Here is a 22,270-nt window from a genome sequence, read left to right on the forward strand (position 1 = left end):
AAAATCAAGAACGAGATTTCAAGGGTTCTAGCCGCTGGAGTTTAAGCCAGACTCAATTTTTCGAGGTTCCCTACTTCTATTCCAGTCTAACACTCACCCTCGCGGGACACAGTCGGCGATCTCACTTCGTCTCAAACACACTCGATCGCCCGCTCTATCTCCACAGACTAAACACCTCATACGGAATCCAGTTTGGAAAACCCTGTTTTGCAACCCTCATCGTAAAGTCCCTGTAGGGTGCATCTCACTTTTGCAAAAACATCAGTTTGGGGTGGCAAAATTCCCGATTAGAACTTCCGGTATAAGATCCCCGGCATCTTGGAGATGCCGGGGATCTGGAAATTGAGTGCGCCCAATTCGATGAATTTACATTTTTGAGATGCACCCTCCCTGTACGCAAGGACTTAAATCGATTTTGGGCGATCTCGTTAAAAGGGGCTATGGTGTGCGGATTCCGTATCAATCAAGGGTTTGGCTTTGATTTTACCTTTTTTACCGTTTAAGTACCGCTACAACTACGCGAGTTAGGGTTAAGGGGAGCTTGGCGGACTGAAGGTCTTGAAACCACGTAATATCGTCGATCTCATCATGGCTTGACCTAGGACAGAATGCGGGTTTCAGCTTATCCCGAACTGGCGTTACAACTGAAAAACTGAAACACTGCTCACTGTTTGCTGTTCACTGTAAAAGGTGCGTGACGCGGGGACAACATCGCTCTGACTTCGGCAAGATTTTCTCGCCCGCGTCACGGCACCCTACGAAATCCTCCGCCACCGGGGGTTTCGATGACGAATACGTCGCCGGGATTCATTTCGACGATCGCCGTTCCGCCACATTCTTCGATCGCTCCGTCGCGACGCCGCACCCAATTTCGCCCGGTGGCACCGTTTTCGCCGCCGCACAACCCCGCAGGAGGCACGACGCGATGACTCGAGAGGATCGCCGCCGTCATGGGTTCTAAAAAGCGAATTTGACGCACGACGCCGTTACCGCCGCGAAATTGACCGTTGCCGCCACTTCCTTCGCGAATGGCAAATTTATCCAAAAGTACCGGAAAGCGCCATTCTAGAACCTCTGGATCGGTTAAATGTGAATTTGTCATGTGGGTATGCACCCCATCTGTGCCGTGGAAGCCGTTTCCAGCACCGGAACCGCCACAAATGGTTTCGTAATACTGATAGGTCGTGCTGCCAAAGGTGAAGTTGTTCATGGTACCTTGAGAACCGGCTAATATGCCTAACGCACCGTACAGAGCATCAGTAATGAGTTGGGAGGTTTCGACGTTTCCCGCTACCACGGCCGCTGGAGGTTTGGGATCGAGCAAACAGCCTTCGGGAACGATAATCTCGAGAGGTTTCAAACATCCTGCATTGAGGGGAATATCATCGTCAACTAGGGTGCGGAAGACGTAGAGAACGGCTGCTTTGCAGACGGCACGCGGGGCGTTAAAGTTACTTTCGACCTGCGGCGAAGTCCCTGTAAAATCGATTTTTGCGGCTTTCTTTTCAGAGTCGATCGTGATTTCGACATAAATTTTCTCGCCAGTATCGAGAGACATCTCAAAGCGACCGTCTTTTAACACTGAAATGGCACGACGAACGGAGGCTTCTGCGTTATCTTGCACGTATTGCATATAAGCTTTGACAGTTGCCAAGCCATAAATTTCGATGGTTTTTGATAGTTCTCGAACGCCTTTTTCGTTTGCTGCAATTTGGGCTTGTAAGTCGGCGATGTTTTGTGTTGAATTGCGAACGGGATAGTTTCCTGAATTGAGGATTTTGAGTAATTCTTTCTCGCGAAATACGCCATTTTCAACGAGAAGAAAATTATCGATCAGAATACCTTCTTCATCTACAAGGTGACTGTTTGGGGGCATGGAACCCGGTGTTTTGCCGCCAATGTCTGCATGATGTCCCCGAGAGGCGACGTAAAATAGCGGAGAGTTCGAGTTAGATGAATCCTCGGGAAAGACTGGGGTAACGACAGTGATGTCGGGGAGGTGAGTTCCACCGTTGTAGGGGTTGTTGAGAACGTAGACATCGCCCGGTTTGAGACTCTCCCCTTTGTCGGACATTAACGCCCGAACGCTTTCGCTCATGGAACCCAAGTGAACCGGGATGTGGGGGGCGTTGGCGACGAGTTCGCCGTCGCTGTCGAAAATCGCACAGGAGAAGTCGAGGCGTTCTTTGATGTTGACAGAGGTACTGGTGTTTTGCAGCGTTACCCCCATCTGTTCGGCGATCGAGCGAAATAGATTGTTGAAAATTTCCAACATCACGGGATCGGCTTTTGACCGGTCGATGTCGGGGGTGTCCGTCTCGGAGGCGGCGACGCAACGGGTGAGAACGAGATGGTTTTGAGGGGTGAGTTCGGCTTCCCAGGCGAGTTCGATGACGTTGGTTCCCGTATGTTCGACGACGATCGCCGGACCGACGACGCGATCGCCCGGTTGTAAATCTTCCCGTCGGTAAACGGGAGTGTCTCGCCACGCATCTGATAGATACGTCGAGACGGTGGCGATGGGTTGGGGTCGGCGGTCATCTCGCCGCGTTATCTGGGGTTCGTCAGGGGTGTCGCTGGGGCGAACCACTTCTACCGAAACCGAATCGATAACGAGGGGTTTGTCCGCCATGAGGAAGCCGTAACGCTGACGGTGAACGCGATCGAACTCTCCTTTCATGCTCTCGAGATCGGCGAAATCCACAATCAGCGTGGAATCGGTTCCCTGATATTTGAGATGGACTTTTCGCAGAGTTTCTGTCGCCGAAGTCGTCGAAGCTGGAGTCTCGGCGTCGAACAGTTCGGCGTTCGCGGCCTTTTCTAGCTCCTCTAAGGTGGAGGTTAACAACCCCATCGCCTCGTCGGTCAGTTGGACTTCGAGGGATTTTTCCTTTAAATTGCGAACGTCGGCCAGTCCCATTCCATAAGCTGAGAGAACCCCGGCGTAAGGATGGATGAAGATGCGATCGATCCCCAAGGATTCCGCGATCGCGCAGGCGTGTTGTCCTCCCGCCCCGCCGAAACAGCAAAGGGTATAGTGAGAGACATCGTACCCCCGTTGCAGCGAAATCTTTTTAATGGCGTTGGCCATTTTCTCCACCGCGATGGCGAGAAATCCCGACGCTACCTGTTCCGGGGTTCGCGTGTCTCCCGTCGCCTCGTAAATCTCCCGAGACAGGCGATCGAACTTTTCGCGAACGATATCCTTATCCAGCGGTAAATTTCCCTCCAGTCCGAATACCGCCGGGAAAAACTGCGGCTGAATTTTCCCCAATAACACGTTACAATCCGTCACTGCCAAGGGGCCGCCTCGTCGGTAACAGGCCGGCCCCGGATTCGCCCCAGCCGAGTCGGGGCCGACGCGATAGCGGGAACCGTCGAAGTTGAGGACGCTTCCACCCCCAGCGGCGACGGTGTGAATCGACATCATCGGCGTTCGCAACCGCACCCCCGCCACTTCCGTCTCGAAAGTGCGTTCGTATTCCACCGTTTGACCCGGTTCTCCGGCGTAGTGGGCGACATCGGTGGAAGTTCCCCCCATATCGAAGGTGACGATTTTGTGGAATCCCGCCCGGATGCTGGTTTGCACGGCTCCGACGATTCCCCCCGCCGGACCCGAGAGGATGCTATCTTTCCCTTGGAATTGCGAGGCTGGGGACAGTCCGCCATTCGACTGCATGAATTCTAGGCGTTCGTCCGACGGAGAGGAAAACAGCGAGCGACTCACGCGATCGACGTAGCGGCGTAAAATCGGCGAGAGATAGGCATCGACAACGGTGGTGTCGCCGCGACTGACGAGTTTCATCAGCGGACTGACGGCGTGGGAGGTACTGATTTGCGTAAAGCCAATGTCGGCGGCGATTTCGGCGATGCGGCGTTCGTGGCGAGGGTAGCGGTAGCCGTGCATGAGGGCGATCGCGCAACTGCGAATTCCGTCATCGTAAGCCTGTTGCAGTTGCGAGATTAAGTCGGTTTCGTTGAGAGGCGTCAGCACCGTTCCATCGGCGGCGTGGCGTTCTTCGACTTCGATCGCCCGTTCGTAGAGCATCTGTGGTAAGACGATTTCGCGGGCGAAGATATCGGGACGGTTTTGATAGCCGATGCGGAGGGCGTCGCGAAAGCCTTGGGTGATGACGAGAACCGTTCGATCGCCTTTGTGTTCGAGGAGAGCATTGGTGGCGACGGTGGTTCCCATGCGAACGTCTGAAATGTCGCCTTCGGGAATCGCGGCTTCGGGTTGAAGCTGCAAGAGGTCACGAATGCCCTGCACGGCGGCGTCGGCATAGCGATCGGGGTTTTCTGAGAGTAATTTATGGGTGACGATCGATCCGTCGGGACGTTTGGCGACGACATCCGTAAAGGTTCCGCCGCGATCGATCCAAAATTGCCAGCCGTTGCAATTTGTCATCTCTTTTACTCCCACTCTTTATCGCTTGCGTGACAAAATGACACTTTTTAAGCCTGTTGCTCAATATGCTGTAAAAGTAGCGTTCCCGTCAAGTATTTTCGAGTAATTCAAATGCGACGTCTGAGGGTCGTAACGATCGCTTGTCATTGAGCGATCGCGAAGCTTTACCTACACGAGCGAGATCGCGATCGTCGAATAAGCTGGTAGTACTCCTGTCGTCTTTGTTAAAACGATCGTATGCTCGAAAGTGCCGCGCGTCGCTCCCGAGATCGCGCTTCCCAAACTGCGTTTTATGTCTGGCTGTTGGTTGAGATCGGGGGGCTAGTACTGTTTCCTAGCGCTGTTCTGGCTCAAATCGTTCCTGACGCTACACTCCCCAATCCGTCGCAGGTGTCGGTCGAAGGCGTCAGAACCACGATCGACGGCGGCACGATTTCGGGAACGCACCTCTTTCACAGCTTTGAGGCGTTTTCTATTCCTACCAATACTGAAGCTGTATTTAACACGACTGCGGCGATCGAAAACATCATGACTCGCGTAACGGGAGGCGAAATTTCTTACATCGACGGTTTGCTTGAAATCCAGGGAACCGCAAATTTTTACATTCTCAATCCTAACGGTATCGTCTTGGGTGAAAATGCTCGTTTAGACTTCGATGGGTCGTTTTTCGCCAGTACCGCCGACCGTTTCGTTTTCGATAACGGTGTCGAGTTTCGTGCCGATAATTCTGCTTCGGCATCGCTACTTACGGTCAACGTTCCTCTGGGGGTACAAATGGGTGAAACTCCCGATAACGTGCGCGTTGAAGGTAGCGATCGCGATCTCGTTTTCGACAGGAACAGGTTCCAGTTTCTGCGCGACGATCGCCCTTCGGGATTGCAGGTGTCGGCGGGTGAAACCCTATCGTCAATCGGGGGCAACGTCCGTATCGACGCGAATATTACGGACACGAACCGTTTGGCAACCTCGGACAACAGCGACCTGACGGACGACGCGATCGCCGATTTTGGTGGACGGGTTGACATGGAAACCCGAGGATCGCTGGGAATCGTCCCTCGTGATGCCCTAACCTCCGACCGGGATCTGACCGCTATCCTCGATCGCGGGATTTCCTCGAACGACATCGTTGTCCTGCAACAACTCGAAGTCGAAACGACGAATCAGTTTCTACGCTTTCCCGAGGACCCTCTCGACGTATCGGGACTAATTTTCAATCCCTGTTCGGCGTTCGAGGCCGGAAGTTCCTTTGTCGTTAGCGGACGCGGTGGACTCCCGGCAGATCCTCTCGAATTCGTGATACCGGTGTCTCTGTGGCGAGATCTGCGAGCGATCGCCGAATCCGAAGCGTTTGACAGCGAATGGGTTGAAGAGAACAGATCGCGCGAGGTGGGGTCGGACGTTTCCCCGATGGAGGAATTGTCTTGGGTCGAAGCTGATGGCTGGCAGAGGGGAGAAACTGGCGAGATCGAGCTGGTCAGCCAATACGACACGGGGGCGATCGCGCCTCCTTTAAGTTGCACCCAAATCCCATAACGCGATCGATATCACGACCTCGATGGGTTCGCGATCGCGAGAAACGCTCCGAAACATCACGCTGTCAAAGCGAAGCGAGTCACCGCGAACCCGCAGAAATCCGGCGATACTAAAAGCATCGAGTTCAGAGGCAGCACAATGTTCCCCCAACTTCAACTTCTCCCCGGCGCAATTTCCGATATCCTCGCTTCCGTCACCGAAACGGGGTTCCTAACAGTCAGCGATCGCTATGGTTTAATGGCAGCCGTTCTCGACGACAGCCTCGACGAAACCGATCGCCGCTCGGCGAACCGCCTCTTGCGAGCGGTGTTGCGCGGACGGGTGCAGATTGAAGACGAACTTTGTGTGGCTTAAGCCCTACCTCTGAACTCGACAATTTTCCCCTATACCTCTGATGCAATAGTTCCTCTGACCCTCCCGAGTGATGCCGGGAGGCTTTTTTTTAGGGGAGAGTGAAGAGGGGAGAGTGGTGAGAGTTAACAAGTAACAGTTTCTACTCTTTCCATAATTTCGTGATTTCGTCTGGACTTGTTTTGGGGTTTTCTGGATATGCGGTAGTTTTCTACGTCCAGATTTTCTACGTCCAGATAACGTCATAACAAGAATTTCATCGATTGGATTTCAGATTTTGGTATTCTGAACTATAGCAGTCCTAAATCACTTTTGGATTCTCGATCTAGCTATAGCAAGGGTTTAGGGGTGTCGGTCTTTCCACGGCTTATCTATAGCAATCCTAAATCAATTGCAAAATCCCAGACCTGGCAAACCCCGCGTGGTAGAGGCTTCCAGCCTGTGATTCTTTCCGCAAGTCGATTGGGATTGCTATAGAATTGCTATACATTTTTCATGACAAACCCAGAAAATCTATTGTTTCTTGCCGAAGTTACCCACGCCTCAGCGATTGTCTACATTTTTAAAAAACGCAGCCGGTGAAATTTTGAAAAATCGAGCGAGTTCTTCAATATGTCTGGCGGTAAGCTGGCGTTTGCCCTTGAGTATCGCCGAAACAATTGATTCTGTCTTGAAAATTGAAACTAAATCTCTTTGTTTTATTCCAAATTCATCAATTAATGCTTGTAGCAATTCAATTCCATAAATATCGGGAACAATTTCTTCACGAGATTCGTATTCATAAATTAGGGTTCCCAACAGATTGATATATTCTTTTTCTTCATCGCTTAGATTGGGTTTGTCTAGGATAGAGTCGAGAATCTCTTGGGTTTCAAGCAGTTGAGACTCTGATTCGATCGGTCGTGGTGGGAATGCCAGAAGAAGGCGTTTGTATTCTTGAGAACCAAGCATTGTTATTAAGAAGAGAGAATTTAAAAAATGCAGAGATAGATTCAAAAATTTCAAACAATTAAATATTTACAGATGGATTTTTAGAATATTATAAATATCATTTTAAAATATTCTAAGATTGTGTTTACACCTGAGTTATTGTGTTGATTGGTGAGTCGATAAGTTAATTTTAGCTGTTAAACCACGGATCTTGCTTCCAGGAATTTCGATCGTAGTCTTGATGGGTTAGCACGTCTCGAATAAAGACTTTTTCAAATTTGTAGTCGATGTATGCAATAATTCGGTATTTATTGCCTCCAACATCATCAAACACAAGAAAATTCTCAACACTATCGACTGAATTGTACGCATTGCGAACATCTTGGGGATTTTTCCACTTCGCTTTTTGGACACGCTTATACCAGAGTCTCAAGCTCGATTTAGCTTCAGGGTGCTGTTCCCAAAATTTTCGTAGTTTGCTAATTGAAATAATATGCATAGGTAGGATGGTTTGGGATAGGGAATGGTTACGTTCATGGCTAGGTACTCGTTAATCAATAGTCTGTTCGGTTAATAGCTTAGCAAATTGCGAAGTTTCTAACAACCTCAACTTTAGCGAGTATCTGCTATGCCATATTCCCTATTCTCTTTTCACTGGTAACGCCCATCTCCCCATCTCCCCATCTCTGCCGTGCCGTAAACTAGGCTCTGTTGGAGTGTGAGGAGGAACGGATATGCTCAGTTGGGAGCGTATTTGCAAAATTACGGACGAGCCGAATCTCGAGGAGAGGATTCGCGATCGCGCTTGGGTAGAAATCGATTTGTCTGCCCTCGATCGCAACGTTCGCAACTTACGCCGCTTGTTATCTCCCCAAACGGCGTTTATGGCCGTCGTGAAAGCCGACGCTTACGGACACGGGGCGATTCCCGTAGCGCAAACGGTTCTCGAGGCCGGGGCCGATTGGTTGGGCGTCGCGACGGTTTCTGAAGGCATCGAACTGCGCCAGGCGGGGATTTCTGCACCGATTTTGGTGTTGGGGGCGACGACGACCGCCGAACAATTACGCGCTCTGGTTCGCTGGCAGTTACAGCCGACGCTCTGTAGCCCGAAACAGGCATTGGTGTTTTCAGAACACCTGTCTGGCGAGGAGACACCGCTCTCGGTTCACCTGAAACTCGATACGGGAATGTCTCGATTGGGGGTCTCTTGGGACGAGGCGATCGCTTTCGTGCAGTTGGTGCGCCGTCTGCCCAATCTTCAGATCGCCAGTGTCTATTCTCACCTGGCCGCAGCCGACGATCGCGATCCGACGGTCACGAACCGACAGCACCAACGCTTCGAGACGGCGATCGCGCGTTTGAAAGCGGCGAAGGTTCCTTTACCCTGTCTGCATCTGAGCAATTCTGCGGCCACTTTGTCCTCTCCCACCTTTCATTACGATCTCGTGCGGCTGGGTTTGGCTCTGTACGGACTCTATCCCGCCCCTCATTTTAAATCCACGGTCGAGCTGTCTCCCGTGATGCAGGTTAAGGCGCGGGTTACGCAGGTGAAAACGGTTCCGCCGGGAACGGGGGTCAGTTACGGCCATCAGTTCGTCACTCAACGGACGACGCGCTTGGCTGTTGTCGGCATCGGTTACGCCGATGGCGTTCCCCGCAATCTTTCCAACCGCATGGAGGTGTTGCTGTCGCGTCGGGGACGCGTTTGGCGGATTCCCCAAGTCGGAGCGATTACGATGGACCAACTCATGCTCGATGTCACTGACGTTCCCGAGGTACGCGTCGGCGATGTGGTGACGGTGTTAGGTCGTGTTGGCAGCGATCGCATTTCTGCTGAAGACTGGGCGATCGCCCTGGATACAATTTCCTGGGAAATTCTGTGTGGGTTCAAACATCGATTACCTCGCATCAAAGTTTAGGATGGGGACAGGCCGTCTTTTGAAAAAAGTTTGGCCGGTTCCCCGATTTGCGGCCGCGCGATCGATAGAAGAAATGGTGTCGATCGCGATCGCGCAGTTCGACCGAATAGTATTTCGTTCTCCCCCGGCAGACACTTAAGATTGAATAAGATTGCTTGCATTCGATCGTTTGCAGCAAACTGCTTTACTCAACTTTGGCATCTGCCCTCACACCACCCATCATGCAGATTCAAAAGAACTCCGGTCCGCTAACGGGAACGCACGACGACGCCCAATATCGAGAAGTCCGATCTCGCTTGCAAGAAATTCGCGATCTTCAAGCCGCCGCGTCGGTTTTGAAATGGGATCGCGCAACGTATATGCCGGCCGGGGGGGCGGTGGCACGAGGGCAGCAAATCGCGACGTTGAGAAAACTCGCTCACGACAAGCTCACCGATCCGGCGTTGGGAGAACTCCTCGAAAACCTTCGAGACTTCGAGCGCAGTTTGCCTTACGAGTCCGACGATGCCAGTATCGTTCGCTTAGCTCGTCGCGATTTCGATCGCGCCAGTCGGATTCCGTCGTCTTTTATCGCCACCCTCGCCAGCCATCAGACTGAGACTTACATGGCTTGGTCTCGGGCTAAACCCGAGGGAAATTTCGAGGCGGTGCGGCCGTTTCTCGAAAAAACGCTGGAGTTAAGCCGACAGTGGGCGAGTTTTTTTCCTGAGAGCGATCGCGTGGCCGATCCGCTGATTGCGGAGGAGGACGAGGGTATGACGACGCAAACGATTCAGGGACTGTTCGAGACGCTGCGATCGCAGTTGGTTCCCCTCGTCGATGCGATCGCCGAACGACCGCCACTCGACGATCGTATTCTCTCTCAAGATTTCGACGAGACGACGCAGCTTAATTTCTGTTATAAGGTCATCGATCGCGTGGGCTACGATTTCGATCGCGGTCGGCTCGATCGCACCCTCCACCCGTTCGCCACTCGCTTGTCTCACGGCGACGTTCGCATTGCTACCCGCGTTCGTCCGAACCAACTGACTGAAAGCCTCTTCAGCAGTCTTCACGAAATGGGACACGCGCTGTACGAGCAGGGCATCGATCCCGCGTTGGACGGAACGCCTTTGGCTCGGGGAACCTCGGCCGGAATGCACGAAGGTCAAGCTCGGTTGTGGGAAAATTTTATCGGACGCTCTCGGGCGTTTTGGGAATGTTTCTATCCTTGGCTGCAAGGGATGTTTTTACGCCAGTTGGGCCAAGTTCCCGTCAACGACTTCTATCGGGCGATCAATAAAGTCGAACGGACTCCGATTCGTACCGCCGCCGACGAGGTGACGTACAATTTACACGCGATCGTTCGCTTCGATTTGGAAGTGGCGATGTTGGAAGGACATTTAGCGGTTAAAGATCTCCCCGAGGCTTGGAACGAACGCTATCGCCAAGATTTGGGCATCGTTCCTCAAAATCACACTGAAGGCGTTTTACAAGATGTGCATTGGTTCGTCGAAACGATCGGCGGACAGTTCCAGGGCTATACGCTGGGAAACCTTATTGCCGCGCAGTTGTACGAGTCGGCTTTGAAAATCCACCCGGAAATTCCCGTCGATATCGAACGGGGCAATTTCGAGACGCTTCATGGTTGGTTGCGACGCAATATTTACCGCCACGGCCGTAAGTTCACGGCGAACGAGTCGATCTTGCGCGTGACCGGCAAGCCACTTCACGTCGATCCGTTTATTCGTTACCTTCGTCGAAAGTATGGGGATTTATATGCGATCGCTTGGGATTGAAGGGGCAATCGTAAGTTGACTAATAAATCAAGTGTATAGTCAGGATAGACCATTAAGCTACACCTTGATTGTCGCGCTCTTCCAGAGATTTGTCAACCCCTCGGGTGCGATCGCGAATTTATCAATAAAATTGAATTTTTAGTCAAAAAACGAACGTTACGGGTCGCGATGCGTGAGGCGATCGATCGAACATCGACGACTGCCAGCGGGCAAAACAGGCTGCTATCATATCCAATAACGTGGGACTGTGGCTCAGAAGGATAGAGCAAGCGCCTCCTAAGCGCTAGGTCGCGGGTTCGAATCCCGCCAGTCCCGCTTTTACAGCGAGCAGCGAGCAGTAAAGACTGTTGACAGTTTCTCATCCCCAGGCGAAGTTGCTGCTGAGGTTGCGGGTGGGAGCGAGAAGGCGATCGGGGCGATCGATTTCGACGATCGCGCCGTTGTCGATGAGGATAGAGCGATCGGCCAGTTCTAAGGCTTCTCCTCGGGAGTGGGTGACGAGGAGCAGGGGGATATTTAACTGGCGTTGCAGGCGTTTGAGGGTTTGTTGTAACTCGGTTCGCAGTTCGCCGTCGAGGGCGCTAAAGGGTTCGTCGAGCAGGAGAATTTGGGGATCGCAGGCCAGGGCGCGAGCGATGGCGACTCGTTGGGCTTGTCCCCCGGAAATGTGGGCGACGGCGCGATCGAGTAACGGTTCGAGGTGCAGCCACGCGGCGAGTTCTCGGACTCGCTGCTGTCGTTGGCGTTTTTTTAGTCGTTCGAGGGGGAATCCGATATTTTGGGCGACGTTGAGATGGGGAAACAGAGCGTAACTTTGGAAAACGTATCCGATGGGACGACGGTGAGGGGGAAGCGCGATCGCTCGCCGACTGTCGAACAGGGGAAGTCCATCGAGGACAATGCGTCCGCAATCGGGGGTCAGGAGTCCGGCGATCGCATTGAGGAGGGAACTTTTTCCGCATCCAGAGGGGCCGAACAACACCACCAGTTCGCGATCGACTCGAAAGGACACGTCGAGCTGAAACGGGAGAACGTCAGTGTTGGAGCGATCGAAAGTCTTCGTCAGAGAAACGTCGAGCATGAACTCAGTATCGATCGGGGCGATCGGGTTGTACCACGGGCGATCGCTCCAAAACTGTCCTCGACGAACGGTTGGGAGTTTTTGGGATCGGAGACAGACGAGGCGATCGCTCTGTTTTTGGGCAAGTAAAAATACTGATTTCTCGAAGAGAAATTATGATATCGAGAGCAGCAAGTTATGTTTTCACAATTTTTGCGTCAAAACTGGATGCGATCGCGTGGTGTCGCCAGCAATCTAACCCGAGCTCGGCCTGGCGCTTGAAGCGTTAGACTCGCAATTTTTTGTAAAAATACACAATTAGAAATCCTGAAGCCTCACTTTCAATTTTTGAATCACGAAACCTTCAAATAAGACTGCCACTTTTTCCCACAATTGTTACAATAAGTTAACTTCTATCCCAAACCTTGCTTATGCTTGTCTATCTGCCAGAGGCTGCAACGTCTGACAGGCCGGCCGCGCAGAACACGCGAGCGCTGAAAACTGTATTCCGGAACCTGACCGAAGACAGTTGCCCGAAACACTACAACTTCCACATGCATACCGTATGTTCTGACGGCCGCCTGCGTCCCGAAGCCGTCATGGAACAAGCTGTCACCATCGGACTCAAAGGCTTAGCGATTACCGACCACCACAGCGCCGACGGGTATCACCGCGCCCAAGATTGGCTCGATCGATGGCAGCGATCGGTTCCCAAGGCTCACGCACCGCATCTATGGACGGGTGTAGAAATCAACGCCGATCTCCTCGGAGCAGAAGTTCACATTCTCGGGTACGGTTACAACCCCAGTCGCCGAGAAATCCGCCCCTACCTGCAAGGAAAAAAAGTCAGCGGAAAAGCTTTCAAAGCCGAGCGTGTCATCGACTCCATTCACGCAGCCGGAGGCTTAGCCGTCTTAGCGCACCCCGGTCGCTATCGCCGCCCTGCATCGAAGTTAATTCCAGCGGCCGCAAAACTGGGAATCGACGGAGCAGAAGCGTACTACGCTTACAACAACCCCGATCCCTGGCGTCCGAGCCGTCAAACCACCGCCCAAGTCAAGCAACTCAACGCCCAACACGGACTGTTCGACACCTGTGGCACCGATACCCACGGCTTGAGTCTGCTGCGTCGAATGTAGTTTCATTCACCCGTGGCAGTAGGGTGCGTGACTTGAAAAATCGGGTGTAAATCCTGAGACTGAGAAATCGTCACGCACCGCTAATGTACATCGCCAACATACAAGTGAACAGTGAGGACAGTTAATAGGTAACACCCTTGCTCCCCTGTTGTGAAGTACCCGACGAGTAAAGCTTTCGCATACAGCGCGGGTTTCCAGTTTCACCGGCCGGTGCCGCCACGCCCGCGAACCAAGTTTGGGTCTTCGTTCTCTCGGATGCAAGCTCCGAGAGCTGCGAAGACTGCGTCTTACCCAGCCTCTGAAGGTTTGGCTTGCTGCAAGTGATAGCCCTGACTCCCGTAACGCATCGCGTTACCCTGGCAGCAACCCGTCTTCCACAGGTCGATCTTTGTCGCTTGTATCAGGCACGGACTTACGGATACTGTGAACGTTGAAGGAAACAGCTTTCCCGAGCTGCCGATCTATTTGTGGCGAGAGTCCAAGCTCTACTTTGAAGTTAGCCTGTCTGTTCGATACGGTCGGGCAGGTCGTTGACCATTTCGACGCTTCGACTTCGCTCAGCGTTGAGTCCGAGCGGAGTCGAGGACTCGATTATACCTTGCTGCTCGGCTATCCTGTCCGCCGCTGACCGTTCGGCTGAGCCGCTCACGGCCGAAGCCTTCATCGGCAGCGCGGGGCTTCTCGCCGAGGAAGCTAAAAAAACTTCCCCAAGGGGGTTGCGCTTCCAAAATTCCTTTGTTAAGATGATAAAGCGCTTAAAAAAACAGCGACCTCGAGCCGGGATAGCTCAGTCGGTAGAGCAGAGGACTGAAAATCCTCGTGTCGGCGGTTCAAATCCGCCTCCTGGCATTTTTTGATGTCGAAATTTAGACCCCCATCGCTTTGTGTGGTGGGGGGTTTCGGCTTTTATATCGTTTCTTGAATCCAACTCGAACAATCCTGAACAGACTTAAGGCCCGTCATCAATTAGCTGTGGACTCCTTGCCAACACTGAATTTCAGGCTTTAATCCGATCGGAGACTGAAATCGCTGAAAGCCTTTCCCTAACTGGAATCTGAATCTCCCTCCTACACATCACGGTGATTTAGTCAAGTTTCCTAATTGATGACACGCCCTAGTCGCTGGTCAAAATCTGGGGTGTGGGAGCGGGTGTTCCAAGTGTTATCGGCATCAGCCGATAATGAATATGCTGCCATTGATGCTACGATTGTCCGCGCTCACCAACATAGCGCCGGGGCTAAGGGAAGTTCGGCTTCAGCTGAGGAGATAGGCTCGAGTCGGTGAGGTCGCAGTACAAAAATCCACGCCGTCGTGGATACTTTAGGGAATCCCACTGCTTTTTTTTTAACTCCAGGTCAAGCTCACGACCTGGTGGGAGCCGATGAGTTACTGCCACAAATTGAAGCGGAGGCGGTTCTGGCAGATAAGGCTTACGATGCTGATGAGAGAGTCAGGAAACCCTTAGCCGAGCGTGGGATTGAAGCCGTAATTCCCTCAAAAAAGACCCGCACTCAACCACTAGATTACGATCGCTTCTTGTATCAAGCGCGGCATCTGGTGGAAAACTTTTTTGCCAAGCTGAAGCAATATTGAGCGATAGCCACCCGTTATGACAAGCGTTCGGTGAACTTTTTGGGGGGAATTTACCTGGCAGCATCTGTAATTTGGTTGCTCTGAATCTCCCCCCCCCCTACACATCACGGTGATTTAGTCAAGTCTCCTAATTGATGACACGCCCTAAAGCGGGTGTGAACGACCCGAAAATCCCCAAAGCGTTCGGGGAGGTCGCGCCAAGGAATCCCGGCTCGAAAGCGATACAGTACCGCTTCGACAAACAAGCGGTTATCACCGGCGGTCACTCCGACTGTACCGGGGCGACCGGGTAGCAGGTCTTTGATACGTTCCCATTGGTCATCACGAAGAGCGTAGCGCCGAGTCATGGTGTTTTCGTGAAGCTGGAGTGGATCGATAGCAGACTACCCACATCACCCCCTCTTTGTCAACCCTGTTAATTGATGACACCCCCCATGCTAGGGCGTGTAATTTGTTATTTTGAATATAGAATTGGCTTGGGACATATTATCTTGAACCCAGAAGACCCGAATTTTAGCTGACTCGCATCATTTATCCCTCTTCTGTTATTCTCGTGATAAAAATTCCATCAAAGCTGTTTAATTCTTGTTAAAGAGAGGTTTGAGATATCTTTCAACTCGAACTCTAAAAAAATGGTATTTTGGCGAATAAAATCTCTCAAATTCAAGCTATTCAAAATGTTTCGAGATTTTTTTACAGGATCTCACCCTGATTTTCAAAGACTCAAAATCCTTTGATTTGTGAGGGAAATTTACAGTTGAGAGCGCCGTTTTACGGTACTTTTAAGTGGCAAAATTTTATGACTCAGTTGGGTTGACTATAAACTTAAATAGAAGCGATCGCCGTTCGTACCGCTATGCCTCCCACATCTCCATCCCCCAACACAATTGAGAAAATCGTCGCAACCGTGGCTCGCGTCATCAAGTGGATGGCGCAGCGAATTCGCTTCAGTCGGCGCAGAGCCGATATCCGATGGGGAATGAGGTTATTGGTCGTCGTTAGCGTCACGATTCTAGTTCTAAAAGTATTTTTCTCTAGCTGGCTCAACGTTACCGTTGCCGGACAAATTCAGCAAGTCCGTTGGCTTCTCGCCGAGCAGATCGAGAAAGCAAGCCATAAGTGGGCTGCGAGTACCGGCCCGGCTTTGATTAAAGACAATCAATATAAAAAAGGAATTAACGTCATCAGAAACTACGTAGCACACCCAATTTATACGACTCCCCCGATCGACGATCCTGTTACTCAATTGGTAAGACGATCGATAATACTGAAATTAAGAATACTGAAAGAAGTCGTTCAAATCGCTGTCAAGCTTTCTGACTCTAAGCTTTTAAAAGAGACTTTAGATATGCTTGGCAAGCAGCCCACCTTGAATCTAACACAAAAGCTCGGCGGCCCTGAGATAGGGTCTTCGGTGTTAAGTACCGCAGTCCGTGCGGCGGTGCAACTGGGAGAGACCGATCGCGCCCGATCTCTTGTAGAACAAGTTCTGGCCGCTACCGATTCCATCGACGATCCCAGGGATAAATCCAGAATGTTGAGTCAAGTCGCCTGGGCTTACGAACAACTGGGGGAGACCGATCGCGCCCGATCGCTTTTACCGCAAGCTCTGGCCGCCGCCAATGCAATCGGTAAACCTTGGGGCCAATTCTCCGCCTTGAGTGATGTCGTTAAGGTTTACGCTCGACTCGAAGAAGAAGAACAAACCCAAGCCGTATTAGAACAAGCTCTGAGGGTTGCCGGTTCGATCTACGAGCCGGACTTCAAGCCCATCGCGCTAGGTGGCGTAATCCGCGCGGCGGTGCAACTGGAGGAGAGCGATCGCGCGCGAGTGCTGTTAGAACAAGCGGTGACTGCTGCCAATACCTTCTCCTTCGAGAAGTTTTCAGCCCGACCCAGAATGTTGAGTCAAGTCGCCTGGGCTTACGGACAACTGGGAGAGGACGCTCGCGCCCGAGCCGTCTTAGAACAAGCCCTAGTCGCCGCTGACTCCATTGACTCCGATCGGTTTTGGCTCAAACTAGGTGGGTTGAAGGCTGTAGCTTGGGCTTACGAACAACTCGAGGAGAGCGATCGCCCCCAAGCCGTTTTACCAAAAATTTTAGCGATCGCTCGCTCCATCGACGATTCAATGGATAAATCCGATCTGCTGAGTCTGCTGGCCCAGACGATGGGACAAACAGAGGCTGGCGAGCCAGGGCGATCGCTGTTAAAACAAGTCCTAGCGGCCACCGACTCCCTCAACGAGCCGAGGGGCAAATCCAAAGCATTAGGTGACATCGCTCTGGCGGCGGAACAACTCCAAGAGGGGGAACTCGCCCGAGCCGTATTACAGCAAGCCCTAGCCGCCGCCAACTCCCTCAACGAGCCTGAACCCCAAACCTATGCCTTGAGTGCAGTCGCTCGCAGAGCCGTCCAACTCCAAGAGGGGGAACTCGCCCGAGCCGTATTACAGCAAGCCCTAGCCGCCGCCAACTCCCTCAACGAGTCCAAGGATAAATCCTCTGCCTTGAGTGCAGTCGCGAAGGCAGCTGGGCAAATCGAAGAGGGAGAACTCGCCCGAGCCATTTTAGAGCAAGTCCTGGCGGCCGCCACCTCTATCGACAAATCTCAGGATAAATCCAAAACATTGACGGCCGTCGCCAAGGCCGTAGAGCAAGTCAGCGATCTCGAGACCGCGAAGGATTTACTGAGACAACTCTCAAAAGTGGCAAAACAGGCCGAAGCCTTCGAGGTTTCGAGCCAAGTTGCTCGTTCCCAAGCATTGTACGGTGACTGGCAAGCGGCACTGAGGACTCTACGCGATTGCCAGGAAACGGACAAGATCGAAATTTTAGCCCAAATGCTGACTTACCACGCCGAAAATCAGAGACCTCAACTGATGGATATCCCAGCAGTTTTAGCCGTCAACGCTGTCGAAAAGGGGATGGGACAGTATCGACTCCAGGTTAAGATTCAAAGCCCCGATAAAAGTTGCGATCGCTATACCAACTGGTGGGAAGTCCTCAGCGAAGAAGGAGAGTTGCTCGGTCGCAAAACCCTCAATACGCCCCACAAGTTCGAGTGTCCCTTTACTACCGAAAAAACGATCGCGTTTCCCGACCCCGATCGAGCGATTATCGTTCGGGTCCACTTCAGCGATGACATCGACCGAGACTCCAGAAGTGGCATCAACCACTACAGCACCCAAGCCCTCAAAGGCATGGTCGGTAAACCGGAAAGCTTCGAGTTGATTCGCCTACCGGCTCGGTTTGCGGCACGAGTCGAACGACAAGACCCACAACCACCCGAGTGCCAAGAGAATTAACCGAACCGCAATCAATCGCGAAGACCGTAGCGGTACTTAAACAAATTTCAAGCCCAAACCAAGCCAAAACGCGCTTTGTGAGCGGCAAACAGGTCTCGATTCTCGTTCAGCCATGCCACAAAACGAAAAGACATGGCTGTCCGAAAAGCCTCTAAAGCATCTACAAAAGTTTCCAAAGGTTGGTTCGCCCACTTCCTTCGTAAACCGCCCGTCAACTTATGCCAAAGGATAAAAGTGTAGGCACAAAATACCAAAATTAAATGCCGCTGTAAACTCTTCAAACCTCTCGCCTGGCATTCCCTCCAACCCAACCATCCTTTGGCTTCCCGATAGAAGACTTCTACCCAGTTTCGCCCTGAGTAAGTGTTCACGACCCATTCGGCAGTCACTTTTTCGGAGTCTTCATTCGTGATAAAATAATCAATTTCTGTCGCGTCCGCATAAGAACTTGCATTCATGACGATAGCAAAGGTTCTTTCTCCTTGTAGACGTGACAGCTCTGCCGTACCCGTCGCCACCCACAGGGTTTTGGGCTTGTTTGAATTTAGAGAAACTGACGTAAAGTCCTCTTCTAGTAAGCTTTTGGCATATTCATCAAGGCGAATCTTTTGCCAATTTTCTCCCGATTGATTCAGCCAGATTTTCCGATTTTTGGCGACGGCTCCTAGATACTTCAGTCGGCGAGATTCGAGTCCCTTTAAAAAATTTGTGTTGTTACCATAGCCGGCATCCATGAGGACGATTCCCGGTCGATACCCTCTCTTTAAACTCCGGTCAATTAATTCTAAGGCGATTTCGGGTTTCTTTTTGAAAGAGGGATCTTTCTTGCCTGAGGGTAAGGAACTGGCTGGCTGATAGATTTCTACATCCAGAGGCAAATTTTTTTTGCCATCATAGAGATGGGTCGTTACCGCCACGATTCCGTTGTCGAGCTTGCCGATTTCTCCGATGTACTGTCTTCCCACACCTGCGGTGAAGTTGCCGCTTTTTCGATGTCCTGTATCATCGAGCAGCAAGGCAAATCCCCGACCCACTCGGGTTTGATGGCAGGAGTCCACCACCTTTAAACGACGTTCGTTAATACGCTTCTCCTCCCAAGGGGATTCCGTTATAAAATGATGTAAGCGGTTGTAAACCACTCCCACCGAGTCGTTTGCCATCTGAGTTATGTTTTTTCGCTGGCTTTCCCCGAGTAATCCTCCCAAATAGTGTCTAAACCCCTTTTTTTGTGCTTGGGTTTTGAAGTCGGGGTCGAAACGCTTGCACCACTTCTCAAAGCAGGGTGGCATAGCGGCTGGGGTGGTCTCTCTCATGGGGACACTCTCCACCTTAAATCCTTGTCAGTCAAGGGTTTTGCTTTTATTTTACCTTTTTTACCGTTTAAGTCCCGGTAGTAGATAAAGGCAATATTTTTAGACGCTCGCACCGTTTCCCCGGCTTCGTTGACTCCGATGTGGTTCCAGGGTTCGACGATCGCTAGCGCGGTTTGATACAGTTCTGGGTGACGCAACAGCAAATCCAGTTCCCGTTGCGTTCGAATCACTTTCTCTAACGGCGGCGCGTAATTCCACTCAAACGTTCCGTCTTCGGCACACAACTCGACTTCCGGTAAAGGGTCTTCCGAAGCGCGATCGGCTAAGAAACGACCCAATCGAAGCTGCACCGCCTCGAGTGATAGGAGATGTTCTCGGAGATATCCTGGCGCGAACCGCTAGTTCGTCGCGGGATCGACGGGGGTGATTGGGGACACGGAGGACATTTGAGACTGACTCCTAATCGCAAGACTCAAAACGGTGGCATATTGGCGAACTTATCTAACAAAAATGCGTGGAAAACGTGTAACAAAAACGCGAGCCGTGAAATGGGGTATTTGGAATACTCCTACTGTACTCTAATCAAGTGCGATCGCGCTTGGAACACAGGCGATCGCAGTTGAGATCGCGCCATATTGAATTTAGAATCGGCGATCGCAGTGCAGGCGATCGTGGTAAGTTCTTCTTAATACCTCGGTTAAAATAAACCTATGCCATTTACACTCGATACAGCTCGCGGAATTTTTCCGGACACGCTATCTGCTGACGTCGTTCCGGCAACGATCGCGCGGTTTAGCCAACTCAACGCCGAAGACCAACTCGCTCTGATTTGGTTTGCCTACCTGGAAATGGGTAAGAGCATCACGATCGCTGCCCCCGGAGCCGCCAGCATGACCCTCGCCGAAAACACCTTAAACGAAATTCGGCAGATGAAGCCTCTCGAACAAAGTCAGGCGATGTGCGATCTCGCCAACCGTGCGGACACGCCCATCTGCCGTACCTATGCTAGCTGGTCTCCCAACGTTAAACTGGGATTCTGGTATCAACTCGGAAAGTTGATGGAAGAGGGCGTCGTGGCTCCGATTCCCGAAGGCTACAAGCTGTCGGCCAACGCTTCGGCAGTCCTGCAAGCCATTCGCGGACTCGACCCCGGCCAGCAAATTACCGTGTTACGCAACGCTGTCGTCGGTATGGGCTTCGATTCGGGTAAAGTCGGCGACAATCGCGTCTCGGAGCCCGTCGTACCCCCCAAAGATATGGCTCAGCGCACCCAAGTCAAGATCGAAGGCGTGACGAATTCCACGGTGCTGGAATATATGAACAACTTGAACGCTAACGATTTCAATGCCTTGATCGAGCTTTTCGTTCCTGATGGTGCGTTGCAACCCCCCTTCCAAAAACCGATCGTCGGCAAAGACAACGTTCTGCGGTTTTTCCGGGAAGAATGCCAAAACCTCAAGTTAATCCCCGAACGCGGTGTGGAAGAACCGGCCGAGGACGGCTACACCCAAATAAAAGTCACGGGTAAAGTCCAAACGCCTTGGTTTGGCGGCAACGTCGGCATGAACATTGCTTGGCGTTTCTTGCTCGATCCGGAAAATAAAATTTTCTTCGTGGCGATCGATTTGTTAGCTTCACCGAAAGAGCTGTTAAATCTCGCACGCTAAAGCAAAGTTAGATTAACAATTCAACACAAAATTATCGAGCATTCTGTTGTAAAGAATGCTCTTTTTTTTTATAATAGTTATACTCTCTAAAATTTTTAATAGCAATCACAAGTGAACGACGTTAACTGGTCTACAAAGGAGAAAGAAGCAGCACAAGAAGCTTTTGATAAAGCTTATACGCGAGAAATTGAAAGTCTCGTTGAAGAAGTTCGTCAAAAAGTCGCCCATATCAGCGAAATTGATGAGATATGGAAGCTTCACGACTTCTTGAGTGCCAAACGACATGAAATTGACGGTAAATACGATTATAGCTATTCAGCACTTATCTTCGTTTTTTCGCAATTGCTGAAAGAGGGATGGTTGACGCTGGAAGAATTACACGTTCTCGATCGAGAGAAGCTCGCTAAAATTTCTGCTTTAGCTCGTATGTAGGGTTGGCTGAGTAAAGCCAGAAGCTAGACTTGGAAAGAGTTCATGCATTTTAGAGGCGGCAGAAGTGCAAGATTTTAGGTATGGGGATATCTCCATACCTGGCCCGAGCGCTTTCTCACCTTTGGAAATTAAACGATCGCCAATCCTCCAAACTGTTCCCTGTTCCCAGATCCGCTGTTCCCTTCCTTGACCAACCGTCTTTTTCAGCAAGCCCTATGTAGCAACATCTTTCATCGAAAAATTTGGGTTTGAAACCCCGTCCTTCCAGGACGGCTTTACAATAAATTTGGGCCGGTAAACTGCCAAAATGACACTGCGAGCTTTCCGATATCGCTTCTATCCCACTCCCGAGCAAGATTCCCTCTTGCGTCGAACAGTGGGTTGCGTGCGGCTTGTCTACAACAAGGCGTTGGAAGCGAGATCGAGGGCATGGAAAGAGCGACAGGAGAAGGTAGGATATCGTGAAACCTCGAAGATGCTGACGCAATGGAAGCAAGAAGAGGAGTTGCAGTTTCTTGGGGAAGTAAGTTGCGTTCCTCTCCAACAAGGATTGCGCCATCTCGATAAGGGATATTCCAACTTTTTCAACGGAAGAGCCAAATACCCACGGTTCAAAAAGAAACGGAATGGAGGTAGCGCCGAATTTACCAAATCGGCGTTTCGTTGGCGAGATGGTTCTCTGTATTTGGCAAAAAGCCAAGAACCGCTCGAGATCCGATGGAGTCGCCAACTCCCCAAAGGAGTAGAACCCTCTACCGTCACGGTGCGACTCGAACCCTCGGGACGTTGGCATATTTCCATCTTGGTGGACGATGACACCGTTAAACCACTTCCCCAGTC

18 protein-coding genes and 2 tRNA genes are annotated in these 22,270 nt (G+C 51.5%); 12 read left to right on the top strand and 8 right to left on the bottom strand.

Going from position 1 to position 22,270, the window contains the following annotated elements; translation table 11 throughout:
• Positions 1-745: 745 nt before the first annotated feature.
• Positions 746-4,408 (bottom strand): hydantoinase B/oxoprolinase family protein, encoded by a 3,663-nt coding sequence (locus tag GEI7105_RS0112555; protein ID WP_017660808.1) that lies wholly within the window; start codon positions 4,406-4,408, stop codon positions 746-748.
• Positions 4,409-4,645: 237 nt separating this feature from the next.
• On the opposite strand from GEI7105_RS0112555, the gene GEI7105_RS33435 reads away from it, so the two are divergent.
• Positions 4,646-5,941 carry a filamentous hemagglutinin N-terminal domain-containing protein gene (locus GEI7105_RS33435; RefSeq protein ID WP_017660809.1) on the top strand — a complete coding sequence of 432 codons (1,296 nt, stop codon included), beginning with the start codon at positions 4,646-4,648 and terminating at the stop codon, positions 5,939-5,941.
• 138 nt (positions 5,942-6,079) lie between these two features.
• On the top strand, positions 6,080-6,295 hold the full coding sequence (locus GEI7105_RS0112565) for a hypothetical protein (RefSeq protein WP_026097622.1): 216 nt from the start codon (positions 6,080-6,082) through the stop codon (positions 6,293-6,295).
• 540 nt (positions 6,296-6,835) lie between these two features.
• On the opposite strand, the gene GEI7105_RS0112570 is transcribed toward GEI7105_RS0112565, so the two are convergent.
• Positions 6,836-7,243: a helix-turn-helix domain-containing protein gene (locus GEI7105_RS0112570; protein ID WP_017660812.1), complete on the bottom strand. Its 408-nt coding sequence runs from the start codon at positions 7,241-7,243 to the stop codon at positions 6,836-6,838.
• Between the two features lie 169 nt (positions 7,244-7,412).
• A complete protein-coding gene (locus tag GEI7105_RS0112575; RefSeq protein WP_017660813.1) occupies positions 7,413-7,721 on the bottom strand; it encodes a type II toxin-antitoxin system HigB family toxin in 309 nt (102 codons plus the stop codon).
• A 235-nt stretch (positions 7,722-7,956) separates the two neighbouring features.
• On the opposite strand from GEI7105_RS0112575, the gene alr reads away from it, so the two are divergent.
• The 3 genes from alr (at position 7,957) to GEI7105_RS0112595 (ending at position 11,234) form a co-directional block, all read left to right on the top strand.
• Complete coding sequence (gene alr, locus GEI7105_RS0112580) at positions 7,957-9,141, top strand: alanine racemase (RefSeq protein ID WP_017660814.1); 1,185 nt, start codon at positions 7,957-7,959, stop codon at positions 9,139-9,141.
• A gap of 221 nt (positions 9,142-9,362) precedes the next feature.
• Positions 9,363-10,919 carry a carboxypeptidase M32 gene (locus GEI7105_RS0112590; protein WP_051044194.1) on the top strand — a complete coding sequence of 519 codons (1,557 nt, stop codon included), beginning with the start codon at positions 9,363-9,365 and terminating at the stop codon, positions 10,917-10,919.
• A gap of 241 nt (positions 10,920-11,160) precedes the next feature.
• Positions 11,161-11,234, top strand: a tRNA-Arg gene (locus GEI7105_RS0112595).
• 43 nt (positions 11,235-11,277) lie between these two features.
• Here GEI7105_RS0112595 and GEI7105_RS0112600 read toward each other — a convergent pair.
• On the bottom strand, positions 11,278-12,000 hold the full coding sequence (locus GEI7105_RS0112600) for an ABC transporter ATP-binding protein (protein WP_017660817.1): 723 nt from the start codon (positions 11,998-12,000) through the stop codon (positions 11,278-11,280).
• A 533-nt stretch (positions 12,001-12,533) separates the two neighbouring features.
• On the opposite strand from GEI7105_RS0112600, the gene GEI7105_RS0112605 reads away from it, so the two are divergent.
• The 3 genes from GEI7105_RS0112605 to GEI7105_RS30275 all read left to right on the top strand — a co-directional run bounded on the left by GEI7105_RS0112605 (position 12,534) and on the right by GEI7105_RS30275 (position 14,711).
• A complete protein-coding gene (locus GEI7105_RS0112605) occupies positions 12,534-13,118 on the top strand; it encodes a PHP domain-containing protein (protein WP_017660818.1) in 585 nt (194 codons plus the stop codon).
• Between the two features lie 776 nt (positions 13,119-13,894).
• Positions 13,895-13,967 (top strand) — tRNA-Phe (locus GEI7105_RS0112615).
• A gap of 450 nt (positions 13,968-14,417) precedes the next feature.
• Positions 14,418-14,711, top strand: coding sequence for a transposase (locus GEI7105_RS30275; RefSeq protein WP_083862372.1), 294 nt, complete (start codon positions 14,418-14,420; stop codon positions 14,709-14,711).
• Positions 14,712-14,815: 104 nt separating this feature from the next.
• Here GEI7105_RS30275 and GEI7105_RS30280 read toward each other — a convergent pair whose 3' ends face one another.
• Entirely contained in the window at positions 14,816-15,058 is a 243-nt protein-coding gene (locus tag GEI7105_RS30280; RefSeq protein WP_017660821.1) for a transposase, read from the bottom strand.
• A 478-nt stretch (positions 15,059-15,536) separates the two neighbouring features.
• Positions 15,537-15,719 (bottom strand): hypothetical protein, encoded by a 183-nt coding sequence (locus GEI7105_RS39475; protein WP_218959067.1) that lies wholly within the window; start codon positions 15,717-15,719, stop codon positions 15,537-15,539.
• A gap of 406 nt (positions 15,720-16,125) precedes the next feature.
• Here GEI7105_RS39475 and GEI7105_RS33440 point away from each other — a divergent pair, with 406 nt between their 5' ends.
• On the top strand, positions 16,126-18,018 hold the full coding sequence (locus GEI7105_RS33440; protein ID WP_218959068.1) for a tetratricopeptide repeat protein: 1,893 nt from the start codon (positions 16,126-16,128) through the stop codon (positions 18,016-18,018).
• Positions 18,019-18,065: 47 nt separating this feature from the next.
• On the opposite strand, the gene GEI7105_RS0112635 is transcribed toward GEI7105_RS33440, so the two are convergent.
• Together GEI7105_RS0112635 and GEI7105_RS0112640 are read right to left on the bottom strand one after the other, a co-directional pair.
• A complete protein-coding gene (locus tag GEI7105_RS0112635) occupies positions 18,066-19,331 on the bottom strand; it encodes an IS701 family transposase (protein ID WP_017660823.1) in 1,266 nt (421 codons plus the stop codon).
• Positions 19,328-19,681 (bottom strand): hypothetical protein, encoded by a 354-nt coding sequence (locus GEI7105_RS0112640; RefSeq protein ID WP_017660824.1) that lies wholly within the window; start codon positions 19,679-19,681, stop codon positions 19,328-19,330. Before GEI7105_RS0112640 ends, GEI7105_RS0112635 begins: the two co-directional genes overlap by 4 nt.
• 360 nt (positions 19,682-20,041) lie before the next feature.
• Here GEI7105_RS0112640 and GEI7105_RS0112645 point away from each other — a divergent pair, with 360 nt between their 5' ends.
• The 3 genes from GEI7105_RS0112645 to GEI7105_RS30290 form a co-directional block, all read left to right on the top strand.
• Positions 20,042-20,998: an orange carotenoid-binding protein gene (locus tag GEI7105_RS0112645; RefSeq protein ID WP_017660825.1), complete on the top strand. Its 957-nt coding sequence runs from the start codon at positions 20,042-20,044 to the stop codon at positions 20,996-20,998.
• Positions 20,999-21,109: 111 nt separating this feature from the next.
• Entirely contained in the window at positions 21,110-21,430 is a 321-nt protein-coding gene (frp, locus tag GEI7105_RS0112650; RefSeq protein ID WP_017660826.1) for a fluorescence recovery protein, read from the top strand.
• Between the two features lie 307 nt (positions 21,431-21,737).
• Positions 21,738-22,270: RNA-guided endonuclease InsQ/TnpB family protein (locus GEI7105_RS30290; protein WP_035493019.1), on the top strand; the 533-nt coding region annotated here is incomplete at its 3' end.

The organism is Baaleninema simplex PCC 7105, from assembly GCF_000332355.1.
GTDB lineage: Bacteria > Cyanobacteriota > Cyanobacteriia > Cyanobacteriales > Geitlerinemataceae > Baaleninema > Baaleninema simplex.